Annotated in this window: 8 protein-coding genes; 4 read left to right on the plus strand and 4 right to left on the minus strand. The window is 48.7% G+C overall.

Annotated elements, in window-relative coordinates; genetic code table 11:
• Positions 1 to 48: 48 nt before the first annotated feature.
• Both RGU72_RS15055 and RGU72_RS15060 read right to left on the minus strand, forming a co-directional pair.
• A complete protein-coding gene (locus RGU72_RS15055; RefSeq protein WP_322120501.1) occupies positions 49 to 264 on the minus strand; it encodes a DUF3820 family protein in 216 nt (71 codons plus the stop codon).
• Between the two features lies 1 nt (position 265).
• Positions 266 to 778 (minus strand): GNAT family N-acetyltransferase, encoded by a 513-nt coding sequence (locus tag RGU72_RS15060; RefSeq protein WP_322120502.1) that lies wholly within the window; start codon positions 776 to 778, stop codon positions 266 to 268.
• Between the two features lie 347 nt (positions 779 to 1,125).
• Here RGU72_RS15060 and RGU72_RS15065 point away from each other — a divergent pair, with 347 nt between their 5' ends.
• Positions 1,126 to 3,351 carry a M3 family metallopeptidase gene (locus tag RGU72_RS15065; protein WP_322120503.1) on the plus strand — a complete coding sequence of 742 codons (2,226 nt, stop codon included), beginning with the start codon at positions 1,126 to 1,128 and terminating at the stop codon, positions 3,349 to 3,351.
• Positions 3,352 to 3,771: 420 nt separating this feature from the next.
• On the opposite strand, the gene RGU72_RS15070 is transcribed toward RGU72_RS15065, so the two are convergent.
• Both RGU72_RS15070 and RGU72_RS15075 read right to left on the minus strand, forming a co-directional pair.
• Positions 3,772 to 4,119: an energy transducer TonB gene (locus RGU72_RS15070; RefSeq protein ID WP_322120504.1), complete on the minus strand. Its 348-nt coding sequence runs from the start codon at positions 4,117 to 4,119 to the stop codon at positions 3,772 to 3,774.
• 156 nt (positions 4,120 to 4,275) lie between these two features.
• Positions 4,276 to 6,057, minus strand: a complete 1,782-nt coding sequence (locus tag RGU72_RS15075; protein ID WP_322120505.1) for a methyl-accepting chemotaxis protein — start codon at positions 6,055 to 6,057, stop codon at positions 4,276 to 4,278.
• 580 nt (positions 6,058 to 6,637) lie between these two features.
• Here RGU72_RS15075 and xdhA point away from each other — a divergent pair.
• The 3 genes from xdhA (at position 6,638) to icmF (ending at position 14,451) form a co-directional block, all read left to right on the plus strand.
• Positions 6,638 to 8,155, plus strand: a complete 1,518-nt coding sequence (gene xdhA / locus RGU72_RS15080; protein ID WP_322120506.1) for a xanthine dehydrogenase small subunit — start codon at positions 6,638 to 6,640, stop codon at positions 8,153 to 8,155.
• Entirely contained in the window at positions 8,152 to 10,509 is a 2,358-nt protein-coding gene (gene xdhB / locus RGU72_RS15085; RefSeq protein WP_322120507.1) for a xanthine dehydrogenase molybdopterin binding subunit, read from the plus strand. Before xdhA ends, xdhB begins: the two co-directional genes overlap by 4 nt.
• A 663-nt stretch (positions 10,510 to 11,172) precedes the next feature.
• On the plus strand, positions 11,173 to 14,451 hold the full coding sequence (gene icmF / locus RGU72_RS15090; protein ID WP_322120508.1) for a fused isobutyryl-CoA mutase/GTPase IcmF: 3,279 nt from the start codon (positions 11,173 to 11,175) through the stop codon (positions 14,449 to 14,451).
• Positions 14,452 to 14,540 lie beyond the last annotated feature (89 nt).

Below are 14,540 nucleotides of genomic sequence, written 5' to 3' on the forward strand. Positions count from 1 at the left end.
GGCACACTTGTCGCTGTTCCAATGGAAAATCTGGGTTGAAGATCTCGGTTATTTCGGTGGTCTCAAAGGATGGAGTAACTGACGCAGGTTGTTGTGATCCAGCTCGTACATCAAGGCGATCAGCGATCCCAACTCCCCTTTCGGAAACCCTTCGCGGGCAAACCAGCCCAAATAGTGTCCGGGCAGATCAGCCAGAACGCGACCCTTATATTTACCGTAAGGCATCGTGCGTGTGACGAGCAGTTGCAAATCTTCTGGACGCATACTACGACTTCGCCTTCTGCTCAAATTGATACAAGGTACAGTGCATCTCATCAATCCATTCCCGATGCACCGAGAACGCACCGTGGGTGTAATCGGCGATAAACTTTTTCCAGAATAAAGCCGCAGGACGATTGTCATCAATATGAAAAATCTGCCAGCGTCCGACAAACCGTGGCAATAACAAACCAAGCGCTTGCTTCGCAACACCTTTACCGCGAAAACGCCGGGTCACAAAAAAATACCCCATATTGTGATCAAGCTCCGGATAATTAACTTCATCATCCACGGTGACAAAACCAGCCACCTCGCCGTCTACCTTGATGATGAATCCTTGAGTAGTCGGCCGCGCCCAATACGTCGCTTTAGGACGGATCGTAAATAAGCCGTTTTGCCCCAATGACAAAGCGGGTGACAAAGGCAGCCACTCGCTGAAGTCATAGCTATAAAACTGCATCATATTTTCGATGCTGAGGTAGTCGGACGGTTGAGCCAGATGGAGTTCAATTATTGGCATGCTACCCCTGCTATTTTGTTTAACTAATTAGTTCTTGGATTATTACCGGACACTGATAGTGAAACAAGTACTTTTGCAGCCATGTTCTAGCGCACTGAAGATCAAACGCTTTTCCCTCACTCAATTTATACTCTCACTATGTATATTTTAATCGTCCATGTAATTGTTGGACAATAAGCGGTTTTTACAACAAATAACGGGGAGTATATTGTAAGGAATAAAAACTTTCACTTCATTTGCGCTGTTATAAGGGCACCCCGCTGATGCCCCAGATTAGCTGCTTAAAACCATCGCCTGATGCTATGATTTATATCCCACCACACCCTACTTTCATAGAAAAGAACCTCATGTCCAAATCTCTGTTCATGTTGCTCTGCTCCAGCCTGGCGATCCATACCAGCATGGCAGCAGATACGCCACCAACCCAGTCATCCGCATCTGCCTCAACACCTTCCACCTCAGCTGCGGATACAAAAACACTGTCATCCGGAGGTAGCACTTTGGCGCTTACCAGCGATGCCAATAATCCTTTTTTAGCCGCCAGTACGCTGGCGTATGAATTACCGGCTTTCGACAAAATAAAAAATGAGCATTACGCTCCTGCTTTTACCGAAGGCATGCTGCAACATACAGCTGAGATCAATGCAATTACGAACAATTCTGCCAAGCCGACGTTTGAGAATACCGTAGTTGCGATGGAACGTGCCGGCCAGACTCTGAAGCGCGTCTCCACCGTATTCTTCAGTATGGCGGGTGCCAATACTAACCCGACGATTGAAGCCTTATCGCGTGAGCTGGCTCCTAAGCTGGCGGCACATCGTGATGCGATTACCTTAAATGCCAAATTATTCCAGCGCATCAATGAAGTGTACGAGCAGCGTGCTCAACTCGCCCTGGACCCTGAATCGCGTCGCTTGCTGGAACGCTATTACACCGATTTTGTACGTGCTGGCGCTAAGTTGTCAGATGCCGACAAAGTCAAACTCAAATCACTGAATGCTCAACTGGCAAGTCTGGGCACGACCTTTAGCCAAAACGTGTTGAAAGAAACCAATGCGTCTGCTGTACTGGTAGATACCAAAGCAGAACTCAAAGGTTTAAGCGATAACGAGATCGCCAGTGCTGCCAGTGCGGCAAAAGCACGTGGTCTGGAAGGCAAATATCTGATTCCGTTAATGAACACGACTGGTCAGCCCTATGAAGCCAATCTGGTGAATCGTGCTATCCGCAAACGCCTGTATGACGCCTCGATCGAGCGTGGCAATCATGGCGGTGAATTTGATAATCGTCAGGTGGCGATTGATCTGGCGAAGTTACGTGCTGAACGCGCGCAGTTGTTAGGTTACCCAAATCATGCCGCGTATCAGTTGGAAGATGAGACCGCTAAAACTACGGATGCCGTGAATAAAATGCTGGGTGAATTGTCACCAGCCGCAGTCGCGAATGCAAAGAAAGAAGCCGCAGAAATGCAAAAGCTGATCGATGCTAAAAAAGGCGGCTTCAAACTTGCCGCATGGGATTGGGCGTTTTATAGCGAACAAGTGCGCAAAGCAAAATACAGTTTTGATGATAGCCAATTGCGCCCTTATTTTGAGCTGAGCAATGTGCTGGAAAATGGCGTGTTTTTTGCAGCGACCAAACTCTATGGCATTACCTTTAAAGAACGCAAAGACCTGCCGGTGTACAACCCGACAGTGCGCGTGTTTGAAGTATTTGATGCGGATGGCAAACCGATGGCGCTGTTTTTATCCGACATGTATGCTCGTGACAACAAGCGTGGTGGTGCATGGATGAATGCGTATGTCGAGCAATCTGGTTTATTCGGAACGCTACCGGTCGTTGCCAATCATCTCAACATCCCGCAACCACCAGCAGGTCAGCCGACTTTGTTGACTTATGACGAAGTACGCACGGCCTTCCATGAGTTTGGTCACGCTTTGCATGGCATGTTCTCCAACGTGCGTTATCCGCGCTTTTCAGGCACCAGCGTACCGCGAGATTTTGTCGAGTATCCATCCCAGGTGAATGAGATGTGGGCAGTCTGGCCAGAGGTTTTGAAAAACTATGCGCACCACTACAAAACTGGGGAAGAAATGCCACCAGAGTTGTTGGCGAAATTGAGTGCTACCGCCAAGTTTAATCAAGGCTTTACCACCACGGAATACATCGCGGCGTCCTTACTTGATCAACGCTGGCACCAACTGACGCCAGCGCAGGTGCCGACTGATGCGCTCGCATTTGAGGCGGCTGCGCTGAAGCAAGCTGGCGTTGATTTTGCACCAGTACCGCCACGTTATCGCAGCACCTACTTCTCGCATATTTTTGCCGGCGGCTATTCAGCTGGTTATTACGCCTATCTTTGGAGTGAAGTGCTGGACGCTGATACAGTGGAATGGTTTAAAGAAAACGGCGGCCTGACGCGCAAAAACGGTGACTGGTTCCGTCAACAACTGCTGTCACGCGGTGGTAGTGTAGATGCGCTGGATTCTTTCCGTAGCTTCCGCGGAAGGGATGCCAAGATAGATCCTTTACTGATCCGTCGTGGCTTGAAGGCTGAAGCTGGTAGTAAATAAAGCTTCATTGAGAACTTTACCGAGAACTTAACTGCAAACTTAGCTACGATTTAGCGACAAACTCAGCTGCAGATTTTTTGTAGTTTGAGTTCTGGTTCTGATTCAAATTGAAGCAAGATGGGATTACTCATTGTTCGGGCAATCCCCACTAGAACTAAACCTCGGACACATACGAGCTGGAGCAATAAAAAAGGGAGCCAATGGCTCCCTTTTTTATGTTCAAACCTACTTTAGACTGACTTAAAGTATCGCAACGAATGCTAAATACTCCCACATAGTATTTTAAGAGCGTCCAGAAGAAACTTGGACAATCGGGCTATTTAGCATAAAAACTAGGGGAGTATATGCTGCACTCGATATATAAAACAAATATCAAGCGAGCCACTTCTAGCTTATCTAGTGCTTAAATTTATCTTAGACTTATTCCAATTTCCAAACAAAATCTACCTTAGTCCAAACCTGATCTGGCTTACCGTCTTTGGTACCTGGTTTGAATTTACATTGGCTCAGCGCGGACAAAGCAGCTTTATCCAAACTCTTGGAACCGCTAGATTTTTCTACTTTTGATTCACTGACTTTACCATCCACAGCGACCAAAAATCCCATAGATACGGTGCCTGTTTCTTCATTCATCAAGGCAGCTTTTGGGTACTTTGGTGGATCGCAGGATTTGTTATCAATGGTTGGCGTTACATCTGCTGCAATAGCAGAACTAGCAACCGCTGCAAGTAGAACAGCGCTGGCAATGGCGGATAAACGTGCGTTCATAAACAGACTCTTCATTGTCAAAGTAAGATAAAAATTGTGCCACAAATAGTGTTATACGTCTCTAGCCAACAAGTTGCAAAGTTTGGCCAGATAAGAACTGATCAGCAAAACTATTAAAAGCTACGACCGCAACTACAGTCGCGGTCGCAGCTTAGATTAGAACTCTTCCCACTCGTCCGCACTCGCTGGGCTGCTACGCTGCGCTGCGTTGCTGCTGGCGCTGGTTTTGCTGGCGCTGCTGGTTGCTGCGCGCTTTGCCGTTGCTCTGGCAGAAGGTAAGGCTTTGACCATTGTTTTTGGTTTGGCTTTGATTGGTGAAACCTCGACCTTGCGAACTGGTGCTGGTACTTTAACAAAAGATTGTTCTAGCGCATTGAGTTTAAAGATGCTGACGACTTTTGCCAACTCTGCGGCTTGATCTTGCAGACTTTGCGCAGCAGCGGCGGCTTCTTCTACCAACGCGGCATTTTGTTGAGTCATGCTGTCCATCTCGATGATGGCGTGATTAACTTGCTCGATACCGACGCTTTGCTCTTGGCTGGCAGCACTGATTTCAGCAATGATGTAAGTTACGTGTTTCACGCTGGAGACGACTTCATCAATCGTGACACCCGCTTGCCCAACCAACTTACTACCGATTTCAACCTGCTCTACCGAGTTGCCAATCAGCGTTTTGATCTCTTTTGCAGCAGCAGCGCTGCGTTGTGCCAGGTTACGTACCTCTGCTGCAACGACGGCAAAGCCACGACCTTGTTCACCTGCACGTGCTGCTTCGACTGCTGCGTTCAAAGCCAAAATATTGGTCTGAAAAGCAATACCGTCGATGACGCTAATGATGTCAAAAATCTTTTTAGCGGAATCGCTGATTGATCCCATCGTATCAACCACCTGCGAAACCACAACACCGCCCTGACGTGCAACTTCCGATGCGGAGACCGCTAATTGATTCGCCTCACGCGCATTGTCTGCATTTTGCTTAACGGTGGTGGTCAACTCTTTCATTGACGAGGTAGTTTTTTCCAGAGAACTGGCTTGCTGTTCAGTGCGGGAAGACAAGTCAAGATTGCCGCTGGCGATTTCGCTGGAAGCGGTGGCGATCGTATCGGTACCGGTACGGACCTGACCAACAATGTTAACCAGGCTGTCACGCATGGTTTTCATTTCTGCGATCAGGCTGGTGGTGTCACTGCTATGGTTTTCAATCTCAACAGCCAAATCACCAGCGGCAATGCGGCTGGCGATATGTGCCGCATAATCAGGCTCACCACCCAATTGTTTGAGCAAACTGCGAGTGATCACAACACCGGCAAAAATCCCCGCCAGCAGTGCCAGGCCACCCAATGCAAGCATCAAGTTACGCGCAGCGGCAAAAGCAGACTGCGCATCTTGGGCGACTTGCACATTCAATTTATCTTCTAATACAACCAGCTCATCCAAAGCGTCTAACCACTTCTTCTGTACTGGACGAATTTTTTTGATCAGGGTAACGGTAGCTACCTCTGCATTGTTTGCCATACCCAATTCTTGGGCTTTAGCAGGCAATGCGGCAGAAGCGTTTTCTTGCTCCTTGAGTTTAGCCAGCATGGCTTTCTCTTCTGGCGTGGTGGAGGACTCTGCACCAAACATCGAAGCAAGCTTAGCTTCAGCTTCGGTGTATTTTTTAGACTGTTCTGCGATCTTGGCAATTTCTGGTGCCATATCATCAGCGTCGTTGAGCAAGGTCAAATTGCGCAGCGAGACCATGCGGTCATACACAATCGCCCGCATGTCGATGATCAGACGCGACTCGACGTTGTTGACGTTGACGATTTTTTCCAACCGGCTCTGGATTTGTGACATCCGGGTAATGCCAAGCGCGGTGATCGCAATCAGCAGGGCAAGCACTAATGCAAAACCCAGTCCCAAACGTTTACCAACCTTCATTTTTGTGAAGTTCATATTTCTGTCTGATTGAAGTAAGGAATTAAAAATCCACCTACTGGTTTAACAACTAGCTTGCTTTTTTCATTGCATAGCCGATTATAAAAACGAGAAGTGGTCATACAGCTTTTAATGCAAATGCGCGTTTTTAGTGCGTAGTACGTGATTAGTTTATGAATCAATTTTTTACAAGCAAGCATTGCGCCAAGCAAGAAAATTAAGCATATAGGGGGAAGAATATACGCTATTTTTTCCGTGTGGCAAGGTTTTTTCTGTAACTCGAATACATCTTTAAACTAGCATTTTTGACAATAAGATCAGAAAGTATTTCTATTTATTTATGTCATTAATGTGTCTTATTTTTAAGCAATTGAACTAATTACAGCGATTGAACAATACTACAAAATTTTCTTCGCTACGATTGATAATTTCTGCTGAAATGCTTGACGATTGATATTGCGCATCATCATTCTAGTATGGCAATTTAGTGCTTGAGTGATAATCTGTAACAAGAGAAAAAGCTACTTATCTATGTGCCATTCTGTGCCAAATTTGACAGCGAAGCAACAGTCCTCAAAAAATACTTGCCGGAGCATTCATGTCTGACCCCATTCGTTTCTACTATCGCGGCAAACAGCATCACATCACGGATGCATCCCCGACTCAAACTTTGCTGCAATATCTGCGTGAAGATTTGCATTGCACCGGCACCAAAGAAGGTTGCGCAGAAGGTGATTGCGGCGCATGTACGGTAGTGATTGGCGAACTGACACAAGATCCATCAAAGCGGGATGAACTACAGATGAAGTCGGTCAACGCTTGTCTGCAATTTTTACCGACACTGGACGGCAAAGCGGTTTTTACAGTTGAAGATTTAAAGACCGGCAATCAACTTCATCCCGTACAACAAGCAATGGTGGAATGTCATGGCGCGCAATGCGGCTTCTGCACGCCTGGTTTTGTGATGTCCTTATGGGATTTGTATTTGAAACAGACCGATAGCGACCTTCCGCTGCAACGCAAGCAAATTGACGAGGCCTTGTCCGGCAATCTGTGCCGCTGCACTGGCTATCGTCCGATTATCGATGCGGCACATAAGATGTGTGCCCTACCTAAGCAATCGTTCGATCAAGCCAATTTAATATCGGTATTGCGCAGCATGCAACGATCAGATTCGTTAGCCTATACACATCAAGGCCAACGCTTTGATGCACCGCGGACACTAGCAGAGCTGGCTAAGTTACGAGCCGCAAAACCAACTGCCTGTCTGCTGGCAGGTGCTACCGATGTCGGGCTGTGGGTGACCAAGCAATTGCGGGATCTGGGCGATATTATTTATCTCGGACAGGTCGCAGAACTTCATCAACTGTCTGTCGATACGGACATGCTGCATATCGGCGCCAGCGTGAGCCTGGATGATGCTTACCGTGCGGTCTGCCAGCATTATCCGCAACTTAATGACTTATGGCAGCGCTTTGCCTCATTGCCCATACGTTATGTTGGCACCTTGGGCGGCAACGTGGCCAACGGCTCGCCGATTGGGGATTCTATGCCCTGGCTGATCGCGCTGGGGGCGCAAGTCGTGCTGTATAGCGTGCATGGAGAGCGCACGCTAGCATTAGAAAATTTTTATCTGGCGTATCAGAAAAAAGATCTGCTGCCGGAAGAAATCGTCGCTGCGGTCAAGATCCCATTACCGTTACCGGTGGCACTCTCAACATCAAAGCGAATTTTCCGCACCTATAAATTAGCAAAGCGTTTTGATCAGGATATTTCTGCTGTATGCGCCGCATTCTCTGCGCAATTGGATGGCGACCAGCTAAGTCAGGTACGTATTGCCTTTGGCGGCATGGCAGCAACGCCAAAACGCGCAACTCATGCCGAAGCTGCTATGGAAAATCAGCCTTGGAATCAAGCTACAGTAGAAGCAGCCATGGCGGCGCTGGCGCTAGACTATGTGCCAATCTCCGACATGCGTGCCTCCGCCGCATATCGTATGAAAACAGCGCAGAATTTGCTGCGTCGCTTCTGGCTGGAAACCCGCACTGACGCTCCCTTGCCGGTCAATGCACTGGATGTCTTTGCGGCAAATACGCTGGAAGGAGCGTCAGCATGAAGCACGAAACGCAAATCCCTCCGTGGGCAGAAGTCGGTCGGGCTCATCCGCATGAATCGGCGATTTTGCATGTCTGCGGTACTGCAACGTATACCGATGATATTCCCGAATTGCGTGGCACCTTGCATGCCGGCCTAGGACTTTCGCAACGAGCCCATGCGAAGCTAATCAGCATCAACTTGGATGCCGTGAAAGCGGCTGAAGGCGTCGTTGCTGCCTATGTGGCCAGCGATTTTCCTGGCACCAACGACTGCGGCCCAATTCTGCATGACGATCCGATTTTGGCGGATGGCGCAGTCGAATATGTAGGCCAACCGATCTTTGTGGTCGTCGCCAGCAGCCATGATCTGGCGCGCAGAGCCGCGCGGAAAGCGCAGATCGTATACGAAGATTTGCCAGCGATTTTGACGCCGCAAGCGGCCAGAGAGGCGCAATCCTTTGTATTGCCACCGATGGCTTTACGCCGTGGTGATGCGCATCAAGCCTTGCTGAGTGCTCCATATAAAGTGCAGGGACAATTACAGGTCGGCGGACAAGAACAGTTTTATCTGGAAGGTCAAATTGCCTATGCGCTGCCAAAAGAAGATCAGAGCATGCACGTATACTGCTCCACTCAACATCCGAGCGAGATGCAACATGTGGTAGCACATGCGCTAGCGATTTCTGCGCATCAAGTACAAGTTGAATGTCGCCGCATGGGCGGCGGTTTTGGCGGTAAAGAGTCGCAATCCGCATTGTGGGCCGCCTGCGCTGCTTTGTGTGCCATGCAGTTGCAACGTCCGGTCAAATTGCGGGCTGATCGTGATGACGATATGATGGTGACCGGCAAACGCCACGAGTTTTATTACGAGTACGAAGTCGGCTACGATGCACACGGATTAATTCTGGCAGCCAAAATCGAGATGGTCTTACGAGCAGGTTTTTCTGCCGACTTATCTGGTCCAGTCGCAACCCGAGCGGTCTGTCATTTCGACAATACCTATTATTTGTCGGATGTCGAAATCATGGCGCTCTGCGGCAAAACGAATACTCAGTCGAATACGGCGTTCCGGGGTTTTGGCGGCCCGCAAGGTGCGTTGGCTATCGAATATGTCATCGACGACATCGCCCGTAACCTGGGTAAAGATGCGCTGGATATTCGCAAGCTCAACTTCTATGGTCGCAACGATACCGAAGGTCGCAATGTGACCCATTATGGACAAAAAATTGTCGATAACATTATTCACGAACTGGTTGCCGAGTTGGAAACAACGAGTGACTATCAACAGCGCCGTGCTGCGGTACAAGCATTCAATCGCTCCAGTCCGATACTCAAAAAAGGCTTGGCACTGACGCCACACAAATTCGGTATCGCCTTCAATGTTACGCATCTCAATCAGGCAGGCGCCTTGGTGCATGTGTACACCGATGGCACCATTCTGGTCAATCACGGCGGTACCGAGATGGGACAGGGTTTACATACCAAAGTAGCGCAAGTAGTGGCGCATGAATTGGGCGTGCCGCTATCGATGGTCAAAGTCACTGCAACCGATACCAGCAAAATCGCGAATACTTCTGCCACTGCCGCATCAACCGGTGCCGATCTGAACGGCAAAGCAGCACAAGACGCAGCACGCCAGATACGCGAGCGCCTGACGGTCTTCGCCATCAGCAAATTCGGGTCGTTGGAAAGTGCCGGATCAACTCAATTGCCGGCTGAATCGCCAGTTCAATTGCCAGTATTGTTTTCTGCGGGACAGGTGACTTGCAATGGCACCAGCGTGAGCTTTGCAGAGTTAGTGCAACAAGCTTATCTGGCGCGGGTGCAATTGTGGTCGGACGGTTTCTACGCGACACCGCATTTGCAATGGGATGGAAAAACCATGACTGGCAATCCCTTCTCTTATTACGCCTACGGTGCGGCGGTGTCTGAAGTCGTGATTGACACCTTGACTGGCGAGTGGAAATTGCTACGCGCCGATCTGTTATACGACGCCGGCAATTCTCTCAATCCGGCGATCGATATCGGTCAGGTAGAAGGTGCATTCATCCAGGGTATGGGCTGGCTGACCACGGAAGAATTATGCTGGGATGCCAAAGGTAAACTGACCACGCATGCACCGTCGACGTATAAGATTCCGGCGATCTCGGATTGTCCTGAGGATTTTCGCGTGGCGCTGTATAAAAACCAAAACGTGGCGGACAGTATCCATCGTTCCAAAGCCACTGGCGAGCCGCCGTTATTGCTACCGTTCTCTGTATTCTTCGCGATCCGCGACGCCATCGCCAGTGTCGCCGATTACCAGCGCAATCCACCATTGCAGGCACCAGCAACGAGCGAGGCAATTTTAAGAGCGGTGGAGGCTATTAGCTGATATTGGTTAATACTCGTTGAGATGAATAGACATTAGAATTGGACATCCAATCATTCTGTGCCTCCCAGCCCGATTTTGGCCTGGAAGGCGCAGAATGATTGGACATTTTTTACAGGTTTCTAAAAAATGTTCAATTAATCATTAACGCAAAAACGAAAAGCTACTTGCGACCATTTACATGGAATCAGACGGCTGGATACAAAATATCAAGACCTCTCACCCTAGAGGCGCAGAAGAAGAACGAAAATCTGCCTTTCTCCTCCTTGGTTGTTCCTCAGTTGCCGTCTATGAGTGTCACTATGGTGAGAGGTTTTGGTTTTGGTTTTGGTTTTGGTTTTTGCGTATGTCCTTATTAAATGAAGCGATAAAATCACACATGTCATTCCTGAATATCTTTATCAGGAGCGACGAGCAAATAAATAGTTCGTAGAGTTCTCTCTTCAATAAAGTTTGCTAATTGACGTCCCGCCAAATTTGGATAATCCTTTAGCCGTGATGTGGTAATGGAGTTTGCAGCTTTATGAACTTCCAATGTGAATTTTCAGATTGACGTTTACGTTAACGTCATATAACTTAGCTTATCCATTGAAACGTCTACAATTACCAAGAATATTTGTAGTCAAATCGATAAAACATACAAAAATCCTGACCGTTGAGGAAGACATGACCGACCTGTCCATCGCCCAAAAATTAACCGAATACAAACCTGCCAATAAGGTACGTTTTGTCACTGCCGCTTCTCTGTTCGATGGTCATGATGCCTCGATCAACATCATGCGCCGGATTTTGATGGCGAATGGTGCAGAGGTTATCCATCTTGGACACAACCGTTCGGTTGAAGAAATCGTTACTGCCGCTTTGCAGGAAGACGCACAGGGTATTGCTATCTCTAGCTACCAAGGTGGTCATGTTGAATATTTTAAATACATGATCGATTTGCTCAGGCAACGCGGCGGTGCGCATATCAAAGTATTTGGCGGTGGCGGTGGTGTGATCGTGCCGGACGAAATCGCCGATCTGCATGCTTATGGCGTCGCCCGCATTTTTAGTCCAGAAGATGGACAGCGCTTGGGTCTGGTCGGCATGATTCTGTCGATGATTCAGGCCTGCGATACGGATTTATCCGGTTACGCTCCGACGCAGATCGACAGTTTGCAAGGCGATGACATGGTCGCTAAACATCGTCCTCTGGCACAACTCATCACCGCATTAGAAAACGATCGCGTTACGTCTGAGTTGCGTCATGCGATTCAGACCGCGGCAGATAACATCAAGACACCAGCATTTGGTATTACTGGCACTGGTGGTGCGGGTAAATCCTCGTTGACGGATGAGTTGATACGCCGGATTCGTTTGGACCAAGATGATCAACTGAATATCGCTCTGATATCAATTGATCCTTCACGTCGTAAATCGGGCGGTGCTCTGCTGGGAGATCGTATCCGTATGAACGCGATTAGCCCTTGGGGTGGCAAGCTGAAGGTTTTTATGCGGTCGCTGGCGACACGCGAAGCTGGGTCTGAGATTTCACAAGCATTACCGGATGTGATCGCTGCTTGTAAGGTTGCTGGCTTTGATCTGATCATCGTTGAAACATCCGGTATCGGTCAGGGCGATGCCGCAATCGTGCCGCATGTGGATTTGAGTATGTATGTCATGACGCCTGAGTTTGGCGCTGCATCACAACTGGAAAAAATCGACATGCTGGACTTTGCTGATTTTGTCGCGATCAATAAGTTTGACCGCAAAGGTGCGCTAGATGCTTTGCGTGATGTTGCTAAGCAGTATCAGCGCAACCGTGAGCTGTGGACTAAAAAGCCGGAAGAAATGCCGGTGTATGGCACACAAGCGTCACGCTTCAATGACGATGGTGTTACTGCCTTATATCAAGGCATCTTACCTGCGCTGACTGAACGCGGACTGAAAGCTGTGCCGAGTAAGTTGGTGCCGGTGAACGCCAAATTTTCTAGCGGTAAAAACGTCATCGTGCCGCCTGCACGCAGCCGCTATCTGGCGGAGATCGCTGATACTGTCCGTCATTATCACAAACACACAGGCAAGCAAGTAGCAATCGCCCGCGAACGTCAGCAATTACAAGAAGCCAAACGCATGTTGGCTAAAGCGGGCAAAGTGGCTGACTTTGACGATCTGATTACCGAGCGTGATCATCATCTGGATGCCGAATCCAAAAAGCTGATCACCATGTGGCCAGATATGCAGGCCGCGTATGCCGGTGATGAATATGTGGTCAAAATTCGCGATAAAGAAATCCGTACACAGTTAGTGACCAGCACCTTGTCTGGCACAAAAATCCGCAAAGTTGCTTTGCCGCGATTTGTCGATCATGGCGAAATTTTGCGCTGGTTGATGTTAGAAAACGTACCTGGATCATTCCCGTTCACGGCGGGTGTTTTTGCTTTCAAACGCGAGGGGGAAGACCCAACCCGCATGTTTGCAGGAGAGGGCGATCCTTTCCGTACGAATAAGCGTTTCAAATTGGTATCACAAGGGATGCCCGCCAAGCGCCTCTCTACCGCCTTTGATTCTGTTACCTTGTACGGCGCTGACCCGGCGATCCGCCCAGATATTTACGGCAAAGTCGGTAACTCAGGCGTGTCCGTCGCCACCTTAGAAGACATGAAAGTCTTATACGACGGATTTGATTTATGTGATCCGGCAACCTCAGTGTCCATGACGATCAACGGTCCAGCACCAACGATTTTAGCTTTCTTTATGAACACCGCAATTGATCAGCAGATGGACAAATTCCGCTCCGATAATAAGCGCGAACCAACTGCAGATGAAGCCGCAAAAATCCGCGCCTGGGTGTTGATGAATGTGCGCGGCACGGTTCAGGCCGATATTCTGAAAGAAGATCAGGGACAAAATACCTGCATCTTCTCGACCGAGTTCTCGCTCAAAGTCATGGGCGATATCCAAGAGTATTTTGTACATCACCAAGTGCGCAACTTTTATTCGGTATCGATCTCCGGTTATCACATCGCAGAAGCCGGCGCCAATCCGATTTCTCAACTCGCCTTCACTATGTCGAATGGCTTTACTTTTGTGGAAGCCTATCTCGCACGTGGCATGCATATTGATGATTTCGCCGCTAACTTGTCGTTCTTCTTCAGCAACGGCATGGACCCCGAATACACAGTGCTTGGCCGCGTCGCACGTCGCATCTGGGCAGTTGCCATGCGCGACAAATACGGTGCGAATGATCGTAGCCAAAAACTGAAATACCATATCCAGACCAGCGGCCGCTCGTTGCATGCACAAGAAATTGACTTCAACGATATCCGCACTACGTTGCAAGCCTTGATTGCGATCTATGACAATTGCAACAGCCTGCATACCAATGCGTATGATGAAGCAATCACGACACCCACAGATGAATCAGTACGACGCGCTCTGGCGATCCAGCTGATCATCAACCGTGAATGGGGTTTAGCCAAAAATGAAAATCCTATTCAGGGCAGCTTCATCATCGAAGAGCTCACCGACTTAGTTGAAGAAGCCGTGATGCAAGAGTTTGAGCGTATCGCAGAACGTGGTGGCGTATTAGGCGCAATGGAAACCGGCTACCAACGCGGCAAGATCCAGGAAGAATCCATGCACTACGAACACCTGAAACATGACGGCACATTACCGATCATCGGTGTCAACACCTTCCGCAATCCTAAGCAAGGCGAGACACCACAAAAAATTGAGTTGGCTCGTTCTACCGACGAAGAAAAACAATCGCAACTCACCCGCCTGGCCGACTTCCATCAGCGCCACGCAAAAGACGCACCGCAGGCACTGGCGGCATTACAGCAAGCTGCTATCAATGATGAAAACGTCTTTGCCAAACTAATGGACGCAGCACGAGTTTGTTCATTGGGGCAAATTACTACGGCGTTGTTTGAGGTTGGTGGGCAGTACCGGCGGAATATGTAATTATTTAGTTTCGTCAATTAATAAAAATCCCGGTTTTATGCCGGGATTTTTATTAATCCGATAGGTGCGACTGCGATGCGCTCATCTCA

This window comes from Undibacterium sp. 5I1 (assembly GCF_034314085.1).
Classification (GTDB): Bacteria; Pseudomonadota; Gammaproteobacteria; order Burkholderiales; family Burkholderiaceae_D; genus Undibacterium.

What these genes read in the sequence shown, in the direction of transcription:
- xdhA (WP_322120506.1), top strand. Translation starts at nt 6,638, where the DNA reads ATGTCTGACCCCATTCGTTTCTACTATCGCGGCAAACAGCATCACATC.
- xdhB (WP_322120507.1), top strand. Translation starts at nt 8,152, where the DNA reads ATGAAGCACGAAACGCAAATCCCTCCGTGGGCAGAAGTCGGTCGGGCT.
- RGU72_RS15060 (WP_322120502.1), bottom strand. Translation starts at nt 778, where the DNA reads ATGCCAATAATTGAACTCCATCTGGCTCAACCGTCCGACTACCTCAGC.
- icmF (WP_322120508.1), top strand. Translation starts at nt 11,173, where the DNA reads ATGACCGACCTGTCCATCGCCCAAAAATTAACCGAATACAAACCTGCC.
- RGU72_RS15065 (WP_322120503.1), top strand. Translation starts at nt 1,126, where the DNA reads ATGTCCAAATCTCTGTTCATGTTGCTCTGCTCCAGCCTGGCGATCCAT.
- RGU72_RS15075 (WP_322120505.1), bottom strand. Translation starts at nt 6,057, where the DNA reads ATGAACTTCACAAAAATGAAGGTTGGTAAACGTTTGGGACTGGGTTTT.
- RGU72_RS15070 (WP_322120504.1), bottom strand. Translation starts at nt 4,119, where the DNA reads ATGAACGCACGTTTATCCGCCATTGCCAGCGCTGTTCTACTTGCAGCG.
- RGU72_RS15055 (WP_322120501.1), bottom strand. Translation starts at nt 264, where the DNA reads ATGCGTCCAGAAGATTTGCAACTGCTCGTCACACGCACGATGCCTTAC.